The 20,578-nt window shown below is 59.1% G+C and carries 22 protein-coding genes; 18 read left to right on the top strand and 4 right to left on the bottom strand.

Annotated elements, in window-relative coordinates; all coding sequences use genetic code 11:
- The first annotated feature begins 16 nt into the window (after positions 1 to 16).
- Genes murA through hisD form a run of 3 tightly spaced genes read left to right on the top strand, consistent with a single transcriptional unit; the run spans position 17 to position 3,298 of the window.
- A complete protein-coding gene (murA, locus tag ACURWW_RS11815; protein WP_445616860.1) occupies positions 17 to 1,279 on the top strand; it encodes a UDP-N-acetylglucosamine 1-carboxyvinyltransferase in 1,263 nt (420 codons plus the stop codon).
- 57 nt (positions 1,280 to 1,336) lie between these two features.
- Positions 1,337 to 1,963, top strand: a complete 627-nt coding sequence (gene hisG / locus ACURWW_RS11810; protein ID WP_445616859.1) for an ATP phosphoribosyltransferase — start codon at positions 1,337 to 1,339, stop codon at positions 1,961 to 1,963.
- A gap of 21 nt (positions 1,964 to 1,984) precedes the next feature.
- Positions 1,985 to 3,298 carry a histidinol dehydrogenase gene (gene hisD / locus ACURWW_RS11805; RefSeq protein WP_445616858.1) on the top strand — a complete coding sequence of 438 codons (1,314 nt, stop codon included), beginning with the start codon at positions 1,985 to 1,987 and terminating at the stop codon, positions 3,296 to 3,298.
- Here the strand turns inward: hisD and ACURWW_RS11800 are convergent.
- Both ACURWW_RS11800 and ACURWW_RS11795 read right to left on the bottom strand, forming a co-directional pair.
- The gene (locus ACURWW_RS11800; RefSeq protein ID WP_445616857.1) at positions 3,295 to 4,461 is read right to left on the bottom strand and encodes a S1C family serine protease; all 1,167 of its coding nucleotides are present in this window, start codon (positions 4,459 to 4,461) and stop codon (positions 3,295 to 3,297) included. The two genes, hisD and ACURWW_RS11800, sit on opposite strands and share 4 nt — an antisense overlap.
- Before the next feature lie 83 nt (positions 4,462 to 4,544).
- Positions 4,545 to 4,973: a YhcB family protein gene (locus ACURWW_RS11795; protein WP_445616856.1), complete on the bottom strand. Its 429-nt coding sequence runs from the start codon at positions 4,971 to 4,973 to the stop codon at positions 4,545 to 4,547.
- A 202-nt stretch (positions 4,974 to 5,175) separates the two neighbouring features.
- On the opposite strand from ACURWW_RS11795, the gene zapE reads away from it, so the two are divergent.
- From zapE to ACURWW_RS11755, 8 genes are all read left to right on the top strand, one after another.
- Positions 5,176 to 6,273, top strand: a complete 1,098-nt coding sequence (gene zapE, locus ACURWW_RS11790) for a cell division protein ZapE (RefSeq protein ID WP_445616855.1) — start codon at positions 5,176 to 5,178, stop codon at positions 6,271 to 6,273.
- Positions 6,274 to 6,478: 205 nt separating this feature from the next.
- The gene (gene rplM / locus ACURWW_RS11785; RefSeq protein ID WP_445616854.1) at positions 6,479 to 6,910 is read left to right on the top strand and encodes a 50S ribosomal protein L13; all 432 of its coding nucleotides are present in this window, start codon (positions 6,479 to 6,481) and stop codon (positions 6,908 to 6,910) included.
- A gap of 57 nt (positions 6,911 to 6,967) precedes the next feature.
- Positions 6,968 to 7,360 carry a 30S ribosomal protein S9 gene (gene rpsI, locus ACURWW_RS11780; protein WP_445616853.1) on the top strand — a complete coding sequence of 131 codons (393 nt, stop codon included), beginning with the start codon at positions 6,968 to 6,970 and terminating at the stop codon, positions 7,358 to 7,360.
- Positions 7,361 to 7,673: 313 nt separating this feature from the next.
- Entirely contained in the window at positions 7,674 to 8,279 is a 606-nt protein-coding gene (gene petA / locus ACURWW_RS11775) for a ubiquinol-cytochrome c reductase iron-sulfur subunit (protein WP_445616852.1), read from the top strand.
- On the top strand, positions 8,276 to 10,333 hold the full coding sequence (locus ACURWW_RS11770) for a ubiquinol-cytochrome c reductase (RefSeq protein WP_445616851.1): 2,058 nt from the start codon (positions 8,276 to 8,278) through the stop codon (positions 10,331 to 10,333). Before petA ends, ACURWW_RS11770 begins: the two co-directional genes overlap by 4 nt.
- A gap of 131 nt (positions 10,334 to 10,464) precedes the next feature.
- A complete protein-coding gene (locus ACURWW_RS11765) occupies positions 10,465 to 11,100 on the top strand; it encodes a glutathione S-transferase N-terminal domain-containing protein (RefSeq protein WP_445616850.1) in 636 nt (211 codons plus the stop codon).
- A 124-nt stretch (positions 11,101 to 11,224) separates the two neighbouring features.
- Positions 11,225 to 11,614 (top strand): ClpXP protease specificity-enhancing factor, encoded by a 390-nt coding sequence (locus tag ACURWW_RS11760; RefSeq protein ID WP_445616965.1) that lies wholly within the window; start codon positions 11,225 to 11,227, stop codon positions 11,612 to 11,614.
- A 192-nt stretch (positions 11,615 to 11,806) separates the two neighbouring features.
- Positions 11,807 to 12,112, top strand: coding sequence for a ComEA family DNA-binding protein (locus ACURWW_RS11755; protein ID WP_445616849.1), 306 nt, complete (start codon positions 11,807 to 11,809; stop codon positions 12,110 to 12,112).
- A gap of 154 nt (positions 12,113 to 12,266) precedes the next feature.
- Here the strand turns inward: ACURWW_RS11755 and ACURWW_RS11750 are convergent, their stop codons facing one another.
- A complete protein-coding gene (locus ACURWW_RS11750; RefSeq protein WP_445616848.1) occupies positions 12,267 to 13,226 on the bottom strand; it encodes a S41 family peptidase in 960 nt (319 codons plus the stop codon).
- On the bottom strand, positions 13,223 to 13,699 hold the full coding sequence (locus tag ACURWW_RS11745) for a MarR family winged helix-turn-helix transcriptional regulator (RefSeq protein WP_445616847.1): 477 nt from the start codon (positions 13,697 to 13,699) through the stop codon (positions 13,223 to 13,225). The genes ACURWW_RS11750 and ACURWW_RS11745 overlap by 4 nt, the downstream gene beginning before the upstream one ends.
- Positions 13,700 to 13,834: 135 nt before the next feature.
- On the opposite strand from ACURWW_RS11745, the gene pyrF reads away from it, so the two are divergent.
- The 7 genes from pyrF to rfbB all read left to right on the top strand — a co-directional run bounded on the left by pyrF (position 13,835) and on the right by rfbB (position 20,571).
- Positions 13,835 to 14,536: an orotidine-5'-phosphate decarboxylase gene (gene pyrF, locus ACURWW_RS11740; protein ID WP_445616846.1), complete on the top strand. Its 702-nt coding sequence runs from the start codon at positions 13,835 to 13,837 to the stop codon at positions 14,534 to 14,536.
- A gap of 3 nt (positions 14,537 to 14,539) precedes the next feature.
- A complete protein-coding gene (gene cmk / locus ACURWW_RS11735) occupies positions 14,540 to 15,241 on the top strand; it encodes a (d)CMP kinase (protein ID WP_445616845.1) in 702 nt (233 codons plus the stop codon).
- Between the two features lie 226 nt (positions 15,242 to 15,467).
- Complete coding sequence (gene rpsA, locus ACURWW_RS11730; RefSeq protein WP_445616844.1) at positions 15,468 to 17,147, top strand: 30S ribosomal protein S1; 1,680 nt, start codon at positions 15,468 to 15,470, stop codon at positions 17,145 to 17,147.
- A gap of 342 nt (positions 17,148 to 17,489) precedes the next feature.
- Positions 17,490 to 17,783, top strand: coding sequence for an integration host factor subunit beta (gene ihfB / locus ACURWW_RS11725; RefSeq protein ID WP_445616843.1), 294 nt, complete (start codon positions 17,490 to 17,492; stop codon positions 17,781 to 17,783).
- 110 nt (positions 17,784 to 17,893) lie between these two features.
- On the top strand, positions 17,894 to 18,193 hold the full coding sequence (locus ACURWW_RS11720) for a LapA family protein (protein WP_445616842.1): 300 nt from the start codon (positions 17,894 to 17,896) through the stop codon (positions 18,191 to 18,193).
- Positions 18,194 to 18,231: 38 nt separating this feature from the next.
- Positions 18,232 to 19,431, top strand: a complete 1,200-nt coding sequence (gene lapB / locus ACURWW_RS11715; protein WP_445616841.1) for a lipopolysaccharide assembly protein LapB — start codon at positions 18,232 to 18,234, stop codon at positions 19,429 to 19,431.
- 84 nt (positions 19,432 to 19,515) lie between these two features.
- Entirely contained in the window at positions 19,516 to 20,571 is a 1,056-nt protein-coding gene (gene rfbB / locus ACURWW_RS11710) for a dTDP-glucose 4,6-dehydratase (RefSeq protein ID WP_445616840.1), read from the top strand.
- The last annotated feature ends 7 nt before the right edge of the window (positions 20,572 to 20,578 follow it).

Genomic DNA, 20,578 nt, shown 5'->3' with positions numbered 1-20,578 from the left:
TATCTCCGGGGTTCCCATGGATAAACTAATCATCACGGGCGGCGCACGCCTTGACGGCGAAATCCGCATTTCCGGCGCAAAGAACTCGGGGCTGCCCATTCTGGCGGCCACGCTGTTGGCGGACGGTCCCATGCACGTCAGCAACCTGCCGCATCTCAACGACATCACCACCATGCTCGCACTGCTGCGCTGCATGGGCGTCAGCGTAACCATTCACGAAAAAATGCGGGTGGAGGTGGATCCGACCACAATCACCGATTTTTCCGCACCGTACGACCTGGTGAAGACCATGCGCGCCTCCATTCTGGTCCTGGGCCCTCTGCTGGCCCGCTTCGGTAGCGCGGATGTTTCGTTCCCGGGCGGCTGCGCCATTGGCAGTCGCCCGGTGGATATCCACCTGCGCGGCCTGGAGGCCATGGGTGCCGAGGTGGTGGTAGACGCGGGTTACATCCGAGCCAAGGTCAAAGGCCGCCTGAAGGGCGCGCACATCCTCATGGACACCGTTACCGTGGGAGGCACGGAAAACCTGATGATGGCTGCGGTGCTGGCGGACGGCAAAACTGTGCTGGAAAACGCCGCGCGAGAGCCGGAGGTGGTGGATCTGGCCAATTGTCTGGTGGCCATGGGCGCCAATATTGAAGGCATCGGAACGGCGACGCTGACCATTCATGGGGTCGAGCGTCTCCAGGGTTGTGAATACGGGGTGATGCCCGACCGGATCGAAACCGGCACCTATCTGACCGCAGCGGCCGCTTCCGGCGGGCGTATTCACCTCAAGGACACCCGAGAGGACCTCCTGGAGTCCGTGCTGCTGAAGCTGGAAGAGGCAGGAGCCTACATCGATACCGGCAAAGACTGGATTGCGCTGGATATGCGCGGCAACCGGCCTAAGGCGGTCAATCTTCGTACGGCTCCCTACCCGGCGTTCCCGACCGACATGCAGGCGCAGTTTACCGCCATGAATGCCGTTTCCGAGGGCACGGGCGCGGTCACCGAAACCATCTTCGAGAACCGGTTGATTCAGGTAAACGAATTGAACCGCATGGGTGCGAAGATCGTGCTCGAGGGCAGCACCGCGATCGTCACCGGTGTGGAACGCCTGCGGGGAGCGCCCGTGATGGCCACGGACCTGCGCGCGTCCGCCAGCCTGGTGATAGCCGGTCTGGTTGCCGAAGGGCAGACGGTGGTGGATCGCATCTACCACATCGACCGTGGTTACGAATGCATCGAGGAGAAGCTCCAGTTGCTGGGAGCGAACATTCGCCGCGTACCGGACTGATGTATGGTATTCAGGTGCTCCGGTGCCTCCCCGCGACCTGATCAAGAACGACTCGCTATGGAAAAAATCACCCTCGCCCTTACCAAGGGGCGCATTCTCGAAGAAACACTGCCCATTCTGGCCTCCGCCGGCATCACCCCGGCGGAGGATATCAGCAAAAGCCGCAAGCTCATTTTTCCCACCAACCAGCAGCATGTTGAGTTGCTGGTACTGCGGGGCAGTGACGTCACCACCTATGTGGAGTTCGGAGCGGCGGACCTGGGCATTGCCGGCAAGGACATGCTGCTGGAGCATGGCAGTACCGGAATTTATGAACCCCTGGACCTTGGCATTGCGCGTTGCCGCTTGATGACCGCAGGTTTGAAAGATCGGGCGGCTCCGCCGGGGCGAATCAAGGTCGCCACCAAATTTGTGAACATCGCCAAGCAGTATTACGCCGGTCAGGGCCGCCAGGCGGACATCATCAAGCTCTATGGGGCCATGGAGCTGGCTCCGATCATGGATCTGGCCGATGAGATCGTGGACATCGTGGACACAGGCAACACCCTGAAAGCCAATGGCCTGGAGCCCCGCGAGCACATCGCCGATGTGAGTTCCCGGGTGATCGTCAACAAGGCCTCCATGAAAATGAAACACGATCTCATTCAGGACCTGCTGGACGGATTCGCCCGGGCTGTTGCCTGAACGCGTTGATAGGGAACCCGAATGAGCCAGACGCCAATCATCAAGTTATTGAACGCTGCGGACCCGGACTTCGAGGAGCGACTTCAGTCCCTGCTCGCCTTTGAGGAGGGCGCAGAGACCGCCGTGGACGATGCGGTGAAAGCCATTATTGCCGACGTGCGCCGGCGTGGCGATGCGGCGGTGATCGATTACAGCAATCGCTTCGACCGTCTCAGCGTCGACCGGTTTTCGGACCTGGTGATTCAGAAGCTGCGGCTTCAGCAAGCCCTCGAGCAGATATCGCCTGAGCAGCGCCGCGCACTCGAGGCCGCGGCCACACGCATTCGGGACTATCACCAGCATCAGTTGACGGAATCGTGGCACTACCGGGAGGCGGACGGAACGGTTCTGGGCCAGCGCATCACACCCATGGCCCGGGTCGGCCTGTACGTTCCCGGCGGCAAGGCGACCTATCCCTCGTCCGTGCTGATGAACGCGATCCCCGCGCAGGTGGCGGGTGTTGATGAGGTCGTGATGGTCTCTCCCACACCTGATGGCGAGGTGAACGAAATGGTTCTCGCCGCAGCCGCCATCGCCGGCGTCGAACGGGTGTTTACCATCGGGGGAGCCCAGGCGGTTGCAGCCCTGGCCTACGGGACGGAGTCGGTACCGGCCGTGGACAAGATTGTAGGGCCCGGCAACGTGTTTGTTGCCACCGCCAAGCGTCAGGTTTTCGGCCAGGTGGCCATTGACATGATCGCCGGACCTTCAGAGATCCTGATCATCTGCGATGGCAAAACCGATCCGGACTGGATTGCCATGGATCTCTGTTCCCAGGCCGAGCACGACGAGAACGCGCAGTCGATTCTGATTTCCCCCGACGGGGAGTTTCTGCGGCAGGTGGCCGACAGCCTGGAGAAACTGGTGCCCACCCTGCAGCGCGAGGAAATTACCCGCAAATCCCTGGCGGGGCGGGGTGCCCTGATTCAGGTGGCCGGCGTGGATGAAGCGCTGACATTGAGCAACAGAATCGCACCGGAACACCTGGAGTTATCGGTGGAAGACCCGGAGGCGCTGCTGCCGCAGGTCCGCAATGCAGGAGCAATCTTCATGGGGCGTTACACGGCCGAAGCACTTGGCGATTACTGCGCAGGCCCCAATCACGTGCTGCCCACCTCGGGCACCGCGCGCTTTTCGTCTCCTTTGGGGGTTTACGACTTCCAGAAGCGCTCGTCCGTCATTTACTGCTCGCCGGAAGCGGCGTCCCGCCTCGGTCGGGTGGCCTCCGTTCTCGCGCGCAGCGAATCCCTGGAGGCCCATGCCCGCTCGGCGGAATATCGGGTGAAGGAGGACTAGCTGACCGCCGAGGCAAGCCCTACGGTGACGTGGATCACCTGGGGAGCGCCCTGGCGCCAGACTTCGATCTCCACCGATTCCCCGGGCTTGGCGCCACTGAGTTCCGATGCGATCAGAGTTCCGTCTTCGAACACCTGGTCGTTGACCCGGGTAATCACATCTCCCGGCAGCAGGCCGGCGCGATGGGCAGGGCTGTTGACATCGATTTCGTAGATCAGAAAGCCCGCGGTGAAACTCAGGTTGAGGGATTTGGCCAATTGCGGGGTCAGGACCCCCACGGCCACGCCCAGGTAGCCGCGTACCGTGCGGCTGTATTCGATGATTTCTTCCAGTGCGGCCATCGCGATACTGGCCGGAATGGCAAAGCCGATCCCCACCGAATCTCCCGAGTAGTTCCCGCCGACGATGGCCGTATTGATTCCGAGCAGGTTGCCGTAAACGTCCACCAGGGCGCCGCCCGAGTTACCCGGATTAATTGCCGCATCGGTCTGAATAAAGCTCTGCAGCCCCTTCTGGGTTTTGCTGAGGCGGCTGGTGGCGCTGATGATCCCCTGGCTGACAGACTGCCCCACGCCAAACGGGTTGCCTATGGCCAATACCACATCACCCACCTGGGCCTGGTCCGGCATGCCGATGTTGATCGCGGTGAGCTCGTCCAATTCGATTTTCAGAACGGCAAGGTCGCTGTCCGCGTGAGCGCCGACGGGAGTGGCCTTGGACTCGCGGCCATCGTGCAATTGCACAATGATTTCGTCGGCGCCCTCGATGACGTGGTTGTTGGTGAGGATGTAACCCTGCTCACTGACGATTACCCCCGAGCCGAGAATCGTCATCATTTGTTGCTGCTGGGGCCGGTCGGCGAAATTGAAAAGTTCGCGGATCACCGGATCGTCAAAGAAAGGGTGCCGGCTTCGGGAGCGGCGGCTGGTGTAGATATTGACCACGGCGGGGGCGGCCCGGCGCACGGCTGCCGCATAGGACACGGGCCCCGACCAGTCCTGGGAGGGGCTCAGGTGGGCGAAGCCGAAGCCGGCGTCCTGCCCCCCGTTGAGGTCCGGCTGCTGCTTGCCCAGCTGCGGGGCAAGCAGCAGCACCAGCAGTGCTGCCAGCATGCCGGTCGCCGCGGGCCAGCCCGCGAAATTAAGGAACCGTTTGAGGGCCACAATGTGCTCCGAAGAGGACTGAAACACAGTCGATTATACGGTAAGCCCGGTGATCACCCAATGTGAAACAGCGGGAGTTTGCGTCACTTCCCCTCCCGGGGGCGCGACTGGTCGGGCATCTGCGGCCCGGTAGTATCGCCGGATGCTCCCGTGGTGTAGTCACTTGCCACGGGCGTCTCCGCGGAGCCGGACTGGTCATCGAGGCGAGCCGCTTCCCGGAGGTCCTGGCCAACCGCGGGATTGCTGAGGCGAACTGCACTACTGGCGAGATATTCATGCACGTCCCGGTAATTGCGGGTGAGTTCGTTGACCCGTCGGGAGGTTTCGACGAAATGCTCCGTGACCTGGGTCTGGTAGTCACCGAATCGCTGCTCGGCATCTTCAAGCCGTCGCTCCAGGTCGCGGTTGCGGTCTTCGTGAGGCCCGAAAGCGCGCCAGAGCAGAGCGCCCGCCACCAGTCCGGCCGCCAGGGACAACAGGGAAAACAGTACTGCAGCAGTCGTCGTAACCATAAATCTCCTTGATCGTTGCGTTCTGCCCTTCGGGTAGTATACGGATTCCCCGGGGCGGAGTTTCGGGTCGTTTCCGGGTGCGCTGGGTGCCGCCGGCGGGGACGCAATCCGCCGCCTCGTCTTGCCCCCGTTCCAGCGGACCGCTAAAGTGGCCGCCATTTTGTAGTCTGGCCCCGGATCGCGGGCCGTGAGATCTGCTTCGATGACACCCAAAGAGCGTTACCAGAGCGACCTGCTGCAGCCGGGCTTCCTTCCCGATCCGGCCCAGGAACAAGTCGTAGACCACCTTCAGGATCTATATGAGCGTTTAGTGCGCAGGCCGGAACCAAAGCGAGGTTTGCGCTTTCTGCCGTTCCTGTCAGCCAGGCCCATCGAACCTGAGCGCGGCCTTTACCTCTGGGGCGGAGTGGGGCGCGGAAAGACCTATCTGATGGACGTGTTCTTCGAGAGCCTGCCGTTCGAAAACAAGATGCGGGCTCACTTTCATCGCTTTATGAGGCGCATTCACCAGGAACTCAAGTCCCTTGCCGGACATTCGGACCCCCTGGAGCAGGTGGCCGATCGTTTGAGTCGCGAGGCGCGAATAATCTGTTTCGATGAATTTTTTGTGTCGGACATTACCGATGCGATGATTCTGGGAAATCTGCTGCAGGCCCTGTTCCGGCGGGGAGTTTGCCTGGTGGCCACTTCCAACATCACCCCGGACCTGCTCTACAAGGACGGCCTGCAGCGAGAGCGTTTTCTCCCGGCCATCGCCCTTATCCAGCGGCATACCCGGGTCGTGCACGTGGACAGTCCGACGGACTACCGGCTCCGCGCTCTGGAGAAGGCCGAGCTCTACCATTGCCCGCTCGACACCCGGGCCGACGAAAGCCTCAGCAACAGCTTTGCGAACCTCACCCCTGAGCAGGTGACCGTACAACACTCTGCGACCCTGGAGGTCGAAGGTCGGCCGATCAAGGCCCGCTGCGTGGCAGATGACGTAGCCTGGTTCGATTTCCCTGCCATTTGCGACGGCCCGCGTTCCCAGAACGACTATATTGAGCTGGCTCGGGAGTTTCACACCGTGCTGATCTCCAATGTCCCGATCTTTACCGCTGCCATTGACGATCAGGCGCGGCGGTTCATCAATCTCGTGGATGAGTTTTACGATCGGAACGTAAAGCTGGTTCTTTCCGCTGCCGGGCCGTTGGAGAGCCTGTACACGGGTACCCGCCTTCGCTTCGAGTTCGAACGAACGGCCAGCCGGCTGCTGGAGATGCAGAGCCACGATTATCTGGCTCGGGCCCACAGACCTTGAGATCGGGGGCGGAAAGCCCGGTCGGACCGGCCCGCGCGGTCCATACGGCTGGGCGCTGCGGCTCGCCAGATGGTCGGGGCGGAAAAGTATCCGCTGTGAGGGCTCTAAGTCCTTGAAATGCGGCAGGGGCTTATGTAGTATTCGCGCTCTTTTCTGGGAAGGCCCTCCCCTAGGGGAACTCCTTAATGTGTAAGGCAGGATTTTCATGAAAACGATCAGTGCTAAGCCTGAAACGGTCAAGCGGGACTGGTACGTCATCGATGCGGCCGGCAAGACCCTGGGCCGAATGGCGGCCGAGATTGCAAGCCGCCTCCGTGGCAAGCATAAGCCCGAATACACCCCCCATGTCGATACCGGCGATTACATCGTCGTGATCAATGCTGCCCAGGTACGGGTTACCGGCAACAAGGCGCGGGACAAGATGTACCATCGGCACAGCGGATATCCGGGTGGCCTGAAATCCATGAGCTTCAATGAGCTGGTGGAGAAAGCGCCGGAGCGAACCATTCAGTCCGCGGTCAAGGGCATGCTGCCCCGCGGTCCGTTGGGACGCGCCATGTTCAGAAAACTGAAGATCTATGCGGGAAGCGAGCATCCTCATGCCGCACAGCAGCCGCAAGAGCTGAACATCCAGTAGAAATTTAAATCAAGGCTCCACATGTGGGGCCTTCAATGTTGATAATGGGCTTCATAAATGGCTGATACTCAATACTACGGTACGGGTCGTCGCAAAACCTCCAGCGCGCGGGTTTTCATCACCCAGGGGCAGGGCAACATCTCCGTTAATGGTCGCACTCTGGACGACTACTTCGGGCGGGAAGTGGCCCGAATGATCGTTCGTCAGCCCCTCGAACTGGCTGACCTGACTGACAAGTTTGACATCAAGGTAACGGTTCGCGGCGGCGGCAGCTTCGGCCAGGCCGGTGCCATTCGCCACGGCTTGACCCGTGCCCTGATCAGCTATGATGAAAACCTTCGACCCACCTTGCGCAGCGCCGGCTATGTGACTCGCGATGCCCGTGAGGTGGAGCGTAAGAAAGTGGGGCTGCGCAAAGCCCGCAAGCGTCCGCAGTACTCCAAGCGCTAATTGGCGCCTCCGGAGGCAGTCCGCGCACGTTCGCTATACTGAATGTGCCAGGAAAACGCCCATGCTATATGCTGGCTGGGCGTTTTTTTGTGTCTGAAATTTGACCTCGCGCGAGGGCCCGCTAACCGCACGACTGGCCTTTCTGCTGGGAGTTGAGGCTTCCGAAGGAAGGTTTTATTGGCCACTGTTGTTGTCAGTGACAGGCAATTTCTTTACCATGTTGCGGTTTTTTGGGGCGCCATTCTGGGCGAGCTTCCGCCAAGGGCAAGCATCTACTTGTTGTTTTACATCGCTGTAATGGGAGATAAACGTCATGAGCAATGACGGAGTCAACGAACAACGGCGTCGATTCCTGACAGTGTCCACCACCGTAGTGGGCGCCGTCGGAGTAGTCGGAGCCGCCGTGCCGTTCATCGGGTCCTGGAACCCGAGCGCCAAGGCCGAAGCGGCCGGTGCGCCGGTCAAGATCGACATCGGGAAGCTCGAGCCCGATGCCATGACCCAGGTCGAATGGCGAGGTTTCCCGATTTTCATCGTGCGTCGTTCACAACAGACGCTGGAAAACCTGGATCAGTTGACTGATGAGCTCAGGGATCCCGCTTCCGACGAAGCGGCCCAGCAGCCGGATTACGCCCAGAACCCATACCGGGCGCGGGAAGAGCGGCCGGAAATCATGGTCTTCAAGGCGATCTGTACCCACTTGGGCTGTGTGCCCCAGTATTGGGACATCAACCACGCCACCGACCGGGACCCATGGTACGGCGGCTTCTTCTGCCCTTGCCACGGTTCCATGTTCGACCTTGCGGGACGCGTATTCAAGGGCGTACCGGCGCCGACGAACCTGGAGGTTCCTCCCTATTATTTTGAGAGTGACAACGTGCTTGTCATTGGTTTGGATTCAGAGGAGGCAAGCGCATGACCCAGTGGTTATCCGATTTGTGGGGTTGGATCGACGATCGCTTGCCCGTTCAGCGTGCGTGGGACACGCACATGGCGAAGTACTACGCTCCCAAGAACTTCAATTTCTGGTACATCTTCGGTGTTCTCTCGCTCCTGGTTCTGGTCAATCAGCTGCTGACCGGCATCTGGCTCACCATGAACTATGTACCCACGGCAGAAGATGCCTTCGCGTCCGTTGAGTACATCATGCGGGACGTGCCGTTCGGCGATATTCTGCGTTACATGCACTCCACCGGGGCCTCGGCCTTCTTTGTGGTGGTGTATCTGCATATGTTCCGTGGCCTCCTGTACGGCTCCTACCGGGCTCCGCGCGAGTTGCTGTGGATCTTCGGCATGACCATCTATGTGGCGCTGATGGCGGAAGCCTTCCTGGGCTACATCCTGCCCTGGGGCAACATGTCCTACTGGGGCGCGCAGGTGATCGTATCCCTGTTCGGCGCCATTCCGGTTGTGGGCGAGGACCTGGTTCAGTGGATCCGCGGTGATTACCTGATTTCCGGCATCACGTTGAACCGCTTCTTTGCGCTGCACGTGGTGGCTCTGCCCATCGTCCTGATTCTGTTGGTCTTCCTGCACATCCTGGCCTTGCACGAAGTGGGTTCCAACAACCCCGATGGTGTGGAAATCAAGAAGAACAAGGATGAGAACGGTATTCCGAAAGACGGCGTACCCTTCTTCCCGTACTACCTGCCCCTGCACGATCTCGTGGGCGTGGTTGTCTTCCTGTTCGCGTTCTGCTTCATCATCTTCTTCATGCCGGAGATGGGCGGTTACTTCCTGGAGTACGCAAACTTCGAACCGGCAAATAACCTGAAGACTCCAGAGCATATCGCGCCCGTCTGGTATTTCACGCCCTTCTATTCAATGCTGCGTGCGATCACCATCGACATTGGTCCGCTGAACTCCAAGTTCCTGGGCTTTGTGGTCATGGCCGCGGCGATCGCCATTCTGTTCGTTCTGCCGTGGCTGGATCGAAGCAAAGTGAAGTCCATCCGCTACAAGGGCTGGTTCAGCCGAATCGCGCTGATGGTGTTTGCGGCTGCGTTCATCATTCTCGGCGTGCTGGGCGTGAAGGCGCCTACAGAGGGGCGCACACTGCTCGCACAGTTCTGTACCTTCCTGTACTTCGCCTACTTCATCGGTATGCCGTTCTGGACAGCACGGGAAAAAACCTTCCCGGAACCCGAGCGTCTGCGCATGAAAGGCCTGCCTCTGTGGATGACCCTGGGCGGCGTGCTGCTGGTGGCGGTTCTGTCCTTTGTGCCGCTGAAGGCCGTGGGTGCCGAGGCCGCTTACGACTGCGGGGCCATTCCCTGCGATGAATTCAAGGCGGACCTCAGCGACAAGGAGTCGCTGCAGCGGGGCGCCAAGTGGTTCGACAACTTCTGTTACAGCTGTCATGCCCTGAAATACTCCCGTTATGGACGGGTGGCGGATGACCTGGGAGTGCCGCCGGAAGTGATGGTGGAGACCATCGTCCCCACCACCAAGAAGATCGGCGACCTGATGGAGAACTCCATGGACCCGGTTGAAGCGAAGGCCTGGTTTGGCACCGCACCGCCGGACCTCAGTCTGGAAACCCGTCTACGCTCTCCGGAGTGGGTTTACACCTACCTGCGAAACTTCTACAAGGATGATTCTCGCGCCGTAGGTGTCAACAACCGCGTGTTCGAGAATGTGGCGATGCCTCATGCAATGGTTGAGCTACAGGGGCTGATGGAGTGCGCACCAGCGCCGAAGTTGGATGGCCACGGCAATCCCGTCCTGGACGAGAATGGTCAGGAGGTGATGGATTTCTGCGGTGAACTGGAGCCCAGCGGTGACATCGAAGGGACGATGAGCCCGGAGGAATTCGATCAGGCTATCTACGATCTGGTAAACTATCTCGAATATGTATCCGATCCGGGCGCTGAGGATCGCAAGCATACCGGAGTCTATGTGCTCTTGTTTCTCGCGGCGTTCCTGGTTTTCGCAATCCTTCTGGATCGCGAGTACTGGCGGGATATCCACTAGGCGCTGTCGCGCTCACGCGCCTCTATTAGGACCAGCAGTGCAGGGCCATCGGCCCTGTTCTGCCCTCAGCTCCAGGGATTTTTGAGCGCATCGGCATGGAAAAGCCGATCTTCTTCTACAGGTGATCTCAAATGGGTGTTGTCACAAAGCGTTCGGCCATGACGTACTTCTCCGACGGGCGCGACCACTACAGCCACCGGGTGCGTATTGTGTTGGCCGAAAAGGGTGTATCGGTGGACATCATTGACGTGGAGCCCACTGACATTCCTGAAGAAGTCTCCGAGCTCAACCCCTACAACTCCCTGCCGACCCTTGTAGACCGGGATCTGGTGCTCTATGAGACCAAGGTCATGATGGAGTATCTGGACGAGCGCTTTCCCCATCCCCCGCTGTTACCCGTGTACCCGGTTGCCCGGGCCCAGAGTCGGCTCTGGATGTACCGGATTGAACGCGATTGGTGTCCCCTGGTGGATACGCTTGTTCGAGGCGCCGACAAAGGGACTCTGGAAAAGTGCCGGAAGGAGCTCCTGAACAGCTTGCTGCCGATCACCCCCATCTTCCAGGAAAAGCCCTTCTTCATGAGCGAAGAGTTCACCATTGTGGACTGTTGCCTCGCCCCGATCCTGTGGCGATTGGATGCCCTTGAAATCAAGCTCCCGAAGACCAAGCAAACCCGGCCCCTGGAGCAGTACATGGAGCGGCTCTTTACCAGGGATTCGTTCCGCCAGAGCCTTACCGAATACGAAAGGGAAATGCGGGCCTCGTGAGCCTGCGGAACAGGCGCCGCTCAGAATCAGCACCTGGCCGCAGAATTGCGTGTAATTTGCGTAATGGCCAGAGCTGTCCATTCACTGCGAAGTTGTTGCGATCATGAGCTCAATGCCAACCTCCATGTCATCCAGTCGGCCCTACCTCATCCGCGCCCTGTATCAGTGGATTGTCGATAATGACAGCACACCCTACCTGCTGGTGGACGGGCACGGCGAGGGAGTTTCAGTACCTCAAACCTTTGTGAACAAGGACGGGCAAATCGTCCTGAATGTATCACCCACGGCGGTGAAGGACCTCCAGCTGGGCAATGAAGTGATTACCTTCAATGCCCGATTCGGAGGGGTGCCGACTGATATCTTTGTCCCCTGTGGTTCGGTGCTCGGCATCTATGCCCGTGAAAACGGCCAGGGTATGATTTTTGAGCCTGAACCCGATCGCGAACCGCCGCCGCCCTCTGGTGGGGACGAGACAGGTCCCAAAGGGCGCCCGAGCCTGCGTGTGGTCAAGTAGCCACCGCCAGGGCTCGCGCTTGTTGTAATCCTTGTCCTACGTCCTGCATCCCCGGTTTCCTACCTGTTTTCCAGCCTTCTCCCAGTAGCCCGCTCCACGTTCGCGCCCTAAAGTGAGCAGCACTCGCTTGGGGCAAGGCATTACTGATCGAGCACCATAACCAATCAATTACTTCCACAGGGAGAAAGTGCTATGAAACAGGTTGTTTCTTTGGTTGCTGCAGTGGTTCTGGCTTTGGGTTGCCTGCCGTCCTTTGCGGCGGAGAAGGCCGATGAGGGGCAGGGCAATGTAATGGCCGTCGTTGAGCGCGTGAACATCAACGAGGCTGATGCCAAAGCGATTTCCGCTGCCTTGCATCGGGTGGGTATCAAGCGCGCCGAGGCCATTGTGGCCTGGCGGGAGGCCAACGGAAAGTTTACCTCTGCTGAACAGCTGCTCGAGATCAAGGGAATCGGTCAGGCGACCCTCGAAAGCAATCGCGACCGTATACTGTTCTGATTATCGCGTATTAAACAGTTCGAAAAAGCCCGGTTGTGCCGGGCTTTTTCAGTTTTAACCTCAGGAGCGTCAAACAGATGTGCTCCGGGACTCTGCCGGGGATGGATGGCAATGTGACCTGTCCGGACGAAGGTGTGTCGCTTTGTCACTGGCGCTATCTGATCAAGGACTCCTTAGCCAGCTGGACTGCCTTTTCGAGCGCGTCTTCAGCGCGCACCTGAACGTCGGGCTTGACGCCTATTCCTTGCCAGTTAGAGCCTGTGATGGGATTCAGCGAACGGCCTTTCTCCAGCCAGAGCACAAAATGCGGGCTGATGCGAGTGTACTCGAAGGGGTGCGCACCGCCACCACTCGGTTCCCCTACAATAGTCGCCCGCCCTAGCGCTTGGAGATCGTAGGCAAAGTTCTCGGCGGCAGAAAACGTTTTTTCCGATACCAGGATAAATAGCGCTTTATTTTCGCCATAACGCGGGCCGGGCACATAGCTTTGTACCGGGTTTTGCGTCAGCGTGTCATCGGAGCGCGAATAGTAACCGCTCAACTGGTGACTTCCGGGTGGCAACAGGTAGGCGGCCAGCAGATTTACCATTTCGGGGTGTCCGCCACCATTGGCGCGAAGGTCAATGACGAGTGCCTGCGTGTGGGCAAGAAAATGCATCGCGGCAACGGCGGTGTCGCCCCCCATTTCTACCGGTGCGAACACTCCCAACTCGAGCAGACCTATGTTGGGCTCCAGGATCTCCACTTTGCGGAAACCAAAATTAAGATGTGCGCCATAGTAACGCTCGTTCTGTGCCTCATTGAACTCGCTGTTGTCAGGGTCGTCCGAGAGCGGTGTTGCACTGTACTCGAGCATGAGATGGCCAACACCGGCCAGCTCTTGCAGATCCCTGGCAATCTTTTCGGCGAGCGATGCGGCATCTGCGTAACGGTTGTATTCGCCGCGCCGTAGCCGGGCACGCAGCTCGTCGGCCACTTCAGCGCCGGTTTCCGCGAACACGTAGTCTGCCTCCATGTGATCTGCTACAGCGGCGACGACATCCGCATGTGGTGGTTCACCAGCGGCCATGGCGGGGACCGCTATTATCATCATAGTCATGAGCCATCGTTTCATTCTGTTTTCCCTTTCGTCTGTCCAATGTGCCGCTCGATTCGAGCGCTGAAGGGCTCTTCTTCCAAGGCCCTTATCATGGTGTCCAATATCCCGCTCAGCCCGATCCCGATTTCCTCTTCCAGATCAGTTGCCGCTGCACTGGTGGCTTGCCACTGCAACTGCAGCTTGGGTATAAGTTTCCGCAACGCAGGTGTCATTGAGACGAGGCGCTCCCGCGCGTCGAGGCCGGTGTGTGTCGTTACCAGACCGCCCCGCTGCATCTGAGCCACCGTCTGGCTTGCCGCCGAGTGGCTGGTTCCGGAATATTCCGCGATGCGCTTGATGGTTGCGGGGCCGAGCTGCTGGAGCGCGCGCACGACGGGGGTATATCGGGGACGATAGCCGGACATGTGTTGCGCTCTATAAATTGCCTCAAGGTCGCCGTCCAGCAGCTCAACAAGGCGCCTTAGCTGCGTGCCCAGTCTTGAAGTCATGAATAGACGCCTCCTCAGAAAATATATAAGCACTGTTACATATTGGATGATCGTGTGCAAGCGGAGGTTGCGCACTGGCGAGCAGCGATGTATCGCCCTACAATGGCCGCCGTTCTGGTTCGAGGTAAGCACCCGATGTCAAAATCGCCCCTGATTGTCGCCCTGGACTTCGATAGCGTCGAAGCCTGCACCGCCCTGGTCGAGCAGCTGGATCCGGGTCAGGTCCGATTGAAAGTTGGCAACGAACTGTTCACTCGGGCTGGCCCGGGAGTGGTTGAGCAGCTGCAGTATCGGGGCTTCGAGGTGTTCCTGGACCTGAAATATCACGACATTCCCAACACGGTGGCGCAGGCTGCCCGGGCGGCTGCGGATCTGGGCGTGTGGATGGTCAATGTACACGCAAGCGGCGGCGAGCGAATGATGACAGCGGCCCGCGAGGCCCTCGAGCCCTTCTCTCAACGACCCTTGCTGATCGCCGTCACGGTGCTCACGAGCATGGCCCGCGACGATCTTGAACAGGCCGGAGTGGCTCGTTCCCCGGACGATCAGGTCCTGGCGCTCGCCGGGCTGGCCCGGCAATGCGGGCTGGACGGGGTGGTCTGTTCGGCACGCGAGGCGCCCATACTGAAATCGGAGTTGGGAAAGGAGTTCACGCTCGTCACTCCGGGCATTCGACCCGCCGGGACCGAAGCGGCCGACCAGCGGCGCACCATGACTCCACCGGAAGCCGCGGCGGCCGGCAGTGACTTTCTGGTTATTGGCAGGCCAATTACCGCCGCCCGCGATCCTGGCGCTGCCTGCCAGGACATTATTCGCTCCTTGCAGGCGGGGGTTTAACTCATGCAGCAGACACTCGAGACAGCACCGGTCATCACGATCGATGGTCCGAGCGGCTCCGGCAAGGGCACCATCTCCCAACTCGTGGCCCGGAAGCTCGGGTTCAACTTTCTGGACAGTGGCGCGCTCTACCGTTTGACCGCACTGGCGGCACGCAAGCGCAATGTGGATTGGGCGGACGAGGCGGCCGTCGCCCGGGTCGCTGCCGGGCTGGACGTAAAGTTCGAGACGGATGGCGGTCGTGCGACGATTCTGCTCGACGGTGAGGATGCGACTGACGCCATTCGCAAGGAAGACATGAGCCTGGGTTCGTCCACCGTTGCTGCACACCCGGCGGTGCGAGCGGCCCTGCTGGAGCTGCAGAAGGGCTTCCAGCGGCCTCCCGGTCTGGTGGCCGACGGACGGGATATGGGGACCACGGTTTTCCCCACTGCGGATGTGAAAATTTTCCTGACCGCGAGCGCCGAGGAGCGCGCGCAGCGCCGCTATAATCAGTTGCTGGAAAAGGGTGAATCTGTTAGCCTTCGCGCCCTGCTGAAGGACATCCAGGCGCGCGACGAACGTGATAGCCAGCGTGCTGTTTCACCCCTAAAACCCGCCGATGATGCCCTGATCCTGGATAGTACGCGGCTCTCGATTGTCGAAGTGCTTGATCGGGTCCTGGATTACGCCGCCCAACGGGGAATCACTCCCCCCAGCGAATAAATCCTGCACCGCCGGTCGCCGATCCGGCAGCAGCGGTCACCAAAATCGCACAGCAGTACGTGTTCGGAATGCTCAGTATCGACGTGGCCAGAATTGTCGATCCTGAGTAATCGTTAATAGGCCCGTGCAATCTGGCTGCACGGTAAGAGCAGTTCGACGCGGTTGGCGATAACCGTCCGGTTACGCGGCTCCGTGGTTCTGTGCTGAATACACTATAGGTAAGTTCATGAGCGAAAGCTTTGCAGATCTCTTTGAAGAGAGTTTGAAAACCGTCGAAATGCAGCCGGGCTCCATTGTGACCGGCGTGGTTATCGACGTGGATCGTGACTGGGTCACTGTGCACGCAGGCCTCAAGTCCGAAGGTGTCATCCCGGCCCAGCAGTTTTACAACGCTGACGGTGAGCTTGAGCTCCAGGTGGGCGACGAAGTCCAGGTCGCGCTGGAAGCGGTTGAAGATGGCTTTGGTGCAACCCGCCTCTCCCGTGAAAAAGCCAAGCGCGCGGAAGCCTGGAAAGTACTGGAAGCTGCCAATAAGGCAGATGAAGTGGTCAAAGGCGTGATCAACGGCAAGGTGAAGGGTGGCTTCACAGTCGACGTGTCCGGCATTCGCGCCTTCCTGCCCGGATCTCTGGTCGACGTGCGTCCGGTTCGCGAAACCGCGCATCTGGAAGGCAAAGAGCTTGATTTCAAGGTCATCAAACTGGACCAGAAGCGCAACAACGTCGTGGTATCCCGACGTGCTGTGCTGGAGCAGGCGAATTCCGAGGAGCGTGAAGAACTGCTCGCCAACCTGCAGGAAGGTCAGACCATCAAGGGTATCGTCAAGAACCTCACCGATTACGGCGCCTTCGTGGACCTGGGTGGCGTTGACGGTCTGCTGCACATCACCGATATGGCCTGGAAGCGCATCAAGCACCCGAGCGAAATCGTCAATGTTGGCGATGAGATTGACGTGAAGGTGTTGAAGTTCGACCGTGAACGCAACCGCGTCTCGCTGGGCCTGAAGCAACTGGGTGAAGATCCCTGGGTTCAGATCACCAGCCGCTATCCGGAAGGCACCCGCGTCAACGCCCGCGTCACGAATCTGACCGACTACGGGTGCTTTGCGGAGCTGGAAGAGGGCGTGGAAGGCCTCGTTCACGTGTCCGAGATGGACTGGACCAACAAGAACATCCACCCGTCCAAGGTGGTGAATGTTGGTGACGAAGTAGAAGTAATGGTCCTGGACATCGACGAAGAGCGTCGTCGTATTTCCCTGGGTATCAAGCAGTGCCAGGAAAATCCCTGGGATGCATTCGGACGACAGTACGCCAAAGGCGCGAAGATCACTGGCAAGATCAAGTCTATCACCGACTTTGGGATCTTCATTGGCCTGGAAGGCGGAATCGATGGTCTGGTTCACCTTTCTGATATCTCCTGGAACGAGCCCGGCGAAGAAGCCGTGCGCAAGTACAAGAAGGGCGACGAAATCGAAACCGTCATCCTGGCGATCGATCCGGAGCGTGAGCGCATCTCTCTCGGTATCAAGCAGCTGGAGAGCGATCCTTTCTCCGAGTACGTTGCGGAGAACGACAAGAACTCCATCGTCAAAGGTACTGTGAAGGAAGTTGACGCGAAGGGTGCCGTGATCACTCTGGCCGAAGACATCGAAGGCAGCCTGAAGGCGTCTGAAATCAGCCGTGACCGGGTGGAAGATGCCCGTAACGCGCTGAGCGTCGGCGACGAAGTGGAAGCCAAGATCACCAACGTGGACCGCAAGAACCGCACGATTATTCTTTCCATCAAGGCCAAGGATTTCCATGATGAGAAAGAAGCCGTGAAGGAACACGCGGCCAAAGAGGAAGAGCAATCTTCTCCGACCACCATCGGTGACCTTATCAAGGCGCAAATGGAAAGTCAGAAGTAGTGATCTTCGGCAACTTCGGAAAATGAAAGCAGCTCCCTCGGGAGCTGCTTTTTTTTCGCCCGTCGTAAATCGCCCCTGGACCAGTTGGCCAGGCGGCGCCCTGCAGCCGTCGCGACTGTACTCCCGTTTGCTCACGTTTTGCACTTGCCGCTCCGAGGCATCACCCTCTGCGCTCAGGGGCTCCTTCGCCTACTGGCCCCAGCGGGGCGGACGGCGGCTCCGGCATAGGGACCACGCACAAGCTACTTTCTTTTCCAAATCAAAGACTTGGCATCCCTCCTGAATTCCGATAGGCTAAGTCAATTCGCGGGGTTGACTAATGATTCTGCAGGAAGGCGAGCGATGACCAAATCAGAATTGATCGAACGTATAGCCGAGAGGCAGGACCAGTTGCCGACCAAGGACGTCGAGCTGGCGGTAAAACTCATGCTCGACCATATGTCCCAGGTACTGGCCTCTGGCGAGAGGATCGAAATCCGCGGTTTTGGCAGCTTTTCACTTCATTATCGGGCTCCCCGCATCGGGCGCAATCCCAAGACCGGGGACTCCGTGGAACTCGCCGGCAAATACGTCCCTCATTTCAAGCCGGGGAAGGAGATGCGCGATCGGGTCAACAACAGTCTGCAGGCGCAATAATCTGCACCGCACGGACCCGCCCACCTTTTTCCGCCCCCTTATTGCCAGCCTGCCAGGGATCAGCCTGTGGTAGAGTACGTTGACTTCTGTTCCCGGAAATCTGTGTCCCTATGACAAAAATCAAAGTCATTGCAAGTGCTATTATTGCTGTAGTAGTCATGGGCCTCGGCTGGTGGATCAGCTCGGAGAACAACCAGCTCGTCAGCCCCACGTTAATGGGAATATCATTGCCGAGCCTGAATCTGGGTGCATGGCTGTTCATTGTATTGTTGCTGGGGGGCGTCGCTGGCTATCTTCTGAGTCTCCTGAGCTACATCAGGATTCGCAGTAAATCGCTTTCCTTGCAGCGCAAGCTCAACCGTTGTGAGCAGGAAGTGGCGAAGCTCCGTACAGCCGCACTGCGCGACTAACAAGCCCTGACCTGAGAGGCAGGCTCTCGAGTAGACTGATGTCCGACCTATTCATGCTCCTCCTGCTGGTTGTGGCCATCGCCATTGGCTACTTCCTGGGGCGGCGGGGTACCCGTACTCGAGCTGGGGACGATCTCGCCGGCGCCTTCGATCGCAACTACTTTAAGGGGCTCAATCAGCTGTTGAACGAACAGCCGGATGCAGCGATCGATACCTTCATCCGGGCGCTGGAGGTCAACAGCGATACCCTCGAAACCCATCTGGCCCTCGGCAATCTGCTGCGCCGCCAGGGGGAAGTGGACCGTGCAATCCGCATCCATCAGAACCTTCTGGCCCGGCCCGGACTCCCCCCGTCGCAGCAACACCATGCGCAGTTGGAACTGGCGCGTGACTATGTGAAGGCCGGTCTGCTGGACCGGGCGGAGCGCCTTTTTCAGGAGCTGGTGGAGCAGTCTCCGGAATTGCGGGACACGTGCCTGGAAGGATTGGTGGAGATCTACCGGGACGAGCAGGAGTGGGAAAAAGCCATCAATGCGGTGGAGCAACTGGTGGGGCGCCGCTTCGGCACCGGGTTCGCGAAGGTGCCCGCCAAATGGCGCTGCGCGCAGGCCCATTTCTGCTGTGAGCTCGCCGAGCAGGCCATGGGGCGAAATGACTTCCTGACCGCCCGGCGCTACCTCAAATCCGCGCTTGGCTACGACAAGAACCTGGTTCGTGCCAGCCTGCTTTGGGGGCAATTGGAGTACCAGCTCGGCCACGGCCGCGAAGCGCTCAAGATTCTCAAAAAAATCCCTTCCCAGGACGCGGATTTTCTGGTGGAGGCCCTGCCGCTGTTTGTGAAATGTCATGAGCAGCTGGGTGATTACCAGGGCTTGCAGAAGTTTCTGCTGCAACTGCAGAGCGAATATCCAAGCAACTCCATCATCCTGGAGCTGACCGAGCGCATTCGTCAGACTCAGGGGGATATGGCGGCGGCGAGCTTCATTGGTACCCAGCTCAAATCCCGGCCCTCCGTGCGTGGAGTCAGCCGGCTGCTCGATTTTTATGTGAACCACAGCAAGGAGAAGGCGCAGGAGAACCTTCGGCTTCTCAAGGAATTGATCGATCAGATTATCGTCAGCAAGCCTGCCTATCGCTGTGAGCACTGCGGATTTACCGGCAATCAACTGCATTGGCTTTGTCCCAGCTGCAAGTCGTGGAACACGGTAAAAGCCATCCGTGGGGTAGAGGGCGAATAAGACGCCAGCGGGCGTCGTGTTCATTCCAGCAGTGCATTCCGTTAGACTTGCCCACCCTGCAATACGCCACTGGACCTGGAAAACGTGAAAATACTGATTACCGGCGGCGCCGGCTTCATTGGCTCGGCCGTCATCCGACACCTTCTCGCCGACACAACCCATTCGGTCATCAACGTCGACAAGCTCACTTATGCGGGCAACCTCGCCTCGCTTCCGGGGGCGGAAGAGGACAGTCGATACTGTTTCGAGAAGGTGGATATCTGTGATGAGCGGGAGGTGGAGCGAGTTTTTACGGAGTACCAGCCGGACGCTGTCATGCACCTGGCGGCCGAGAGCCACGTGGACCGGTCCATCGAAGGGCCCTCGGCATTCATCCAGACCAATATTCTGGGAACCTACACGCTGCTGGAAGCAGCACGCCGCCACTGGGAGACGATCGGTGACGGCTTTCGATTCCACCACATAAGCACGGACGAGGTCTACGGCGACCTCCACGGCAGCGATGCGCTCTTCACCGAATCGACTCCGTATGCGCCAAGCAGCCCGTACTCCGCCTCCAAGGCCTCTTCGGATCACCTGGTTCGTGCCTGGCACCGGACCTACGGCCTACCGGTGCTGGTGACCAACTGTTCCAACAATTACGGGCCGTTCCAGTTTCCGGAAAAGCTTATTCCCCTGATGATTCTCAATGCACTGGAGGGCAAACCGCTGCCCGTTTACGGCGAAGGGCAGCAAATACGCGACTGGTTATATGTGGAAGACCACGCTCGTGCCCTGTGCAAAGTGCTCGAGAAGGGTAAAATCGGCGAAACCTATAACATCGGCGGCCACAACGAAAAGAAGAACATCGAAGTGGTTGCAAGTATCTGCGCTCTGCTGGAGGAACTGGTTCCCGTCAAGCCGGCGGGGCTGCACAATTATCGAGATCTGATCACGCATGTTGCGGATCGCCCGGGTCACGATCAGCGTTATGCAATCGATGCATCCAGAATGCAACGGGAGTTGGGCTGGATTCCGGCCGAGAGCTTCGATACCGGATTGCGCAAAACCGTACAGTGGTACCTGGACAATGGACCCTGGTGTCGAGCCATTCAGGATGGCAGTTATCAGAGGCAGCGGATCGGGTTGATCGAGAAATAAACATAAA

The organism is Gilvimarinus sp. F26214L, assembly GCF_054401055.1.
The sequence above is the reverse complement of the archived record's forward strand: the minus strand, read 5'-3'. Positions and strand labels throughout refer to the sequence as shown.

Excerpts from the sequence above, each read along its gene's own strand:
- hisD (WP_445616858.1), top strand. The coding sequence starts at position 1,985 with ATGAGCCAGACGCCAATCATCAAGTTATTGAACGCTGCGGACCCGGAC.
- murA (WP_445616860.1), top strand. The coding sequence starts at position 17 with ATGGATAAACTAATCATCACGGGCGGCGCACGCCTTGACGGCGAAATC.
- rpsA (WP_445616844.1), top strand. The coding sequence starts at position 15,468 with ATGAGCGAAAGCTTTGCAGATCTCTTTGAAGAGAGTTTGAAAACCGTC.
- ACURWW_RS11745 (WP_445616847.1), bottom strand. The coding sequence starts at position 13,699 with ATGACTTCAAGACTGGGCACGCAGCTAAGGCGCCTTGTTGAGCTGCTG.
- ACURWW_RS11755 (WP_445616849.1), top strand. The coding sequence starts at position 11,807 with ATGAAACAGGTTGTTTCTTTGGTTGCTGCAGTGGTTCTGGCTTTGGGT.
- rpsI (WP_445616853.1), top strand. The coding sequence starts at position 6,968 with ATGGCTGATACTCAATACTACGGTACGGGTCGTCGCAAAACCTCCAGC.
- ACURWW_RS11720 (WP_445616842.1), top strand. The coding sequence starts at position 17,894 with ATGACAAAAATCAAAGTCATTGCAAGTGCTATTATTGCTGTAGTAGTC.
- lapB (WP_445616841.1), top strand. The coding sequence starts at position 18,232 with ATGTCCGACCTATTCATGCTCCTCCTGCTGGTTGTGGCCATCGCCATT.
- cmk (WP_445616845.1), top strand. The coding sequence starts at position 14,540 with ATGCAGCAGACACTCGAGACAGCACCGGTCATCACGATCGATGGTCCG.
- ACURWW_RS11750 (WP_445616848.1), bottom strand. The coding sequence starts at position 13,226 with ATGAAACGATGGCTCATGACTATGATGATAATAGCGGTCCCCGCCATG.
- ACURWW_RS11760 (WP_445616965.1), top strand. The coding sequence starts at position 11,225 with ATGTCATCCAGTCGGCCCTACCTCATCCGCGCCCTGTATCAGTGGATT.
- ACURWW_RS11765 (WP_445616850.1), top strand. The coding sequence starts at position 10,465 with ATGGGTGTTGTCACAAAGCGTTCGGCCATGACGTACTTCTCCGACGGG.
- pyrF (WP_445616846.1), top strand. The coding sequence starts at position 13,835 with ATGTCAAAATCGCCCCTGATTGTCGCCCTGGACTTCGATAGCGTCGAA.
- ACURWW_RS11770 (WP_445616851.1), top strand. The coding sequence starts at position 8,276 with ATGACCCAGTGGTTATCCGATTTGTGGGGTTGGATCGACGATCGCTTG.
- rplM (WP_445616854.1), top strand. The coding sequence starts at position 6,479 with ATGAAAACGATCAGTGCTAAGCCTGAAACGGTCAAGCGGGACTGGTAC.
- zapE (WP_445616855.1), top strand. The coding sequence starts at position 5,176 with ATGACACCCAAAGAGCGTTACCAGAGCGACCTGCTGCAGCCGGGCTTC.
- hisG (WP_445616859.1), top strand. The coding sequence starts at position 1,337 with ATGGAAAAAATCACCCTCGCCCTTACCAAGGGGCGCATTCTCGAAGAA.
- ihfB (WP_445616843.1), top strand. The coding sequence starts at position 17,490 with ATGACCAAATCAGAATTGATCGAACGTATAGCCGAGAGGCAGGACCAG.
- ACURWW_RS11795 (WP_445616856.1), bottom strand. The coding sequence starts at position 4,973 with ATGGTTACGACGACTGCTGCAGTACTGTTTTCCCTGTTGTCCCTGGCG.
- petA (WP_445616852.1), top strand. The coding sequence starts at position 7,674 with ATGAGCAATGACGGAGTCAACGAACAACGGCGTCGATTCCTGACAGTG.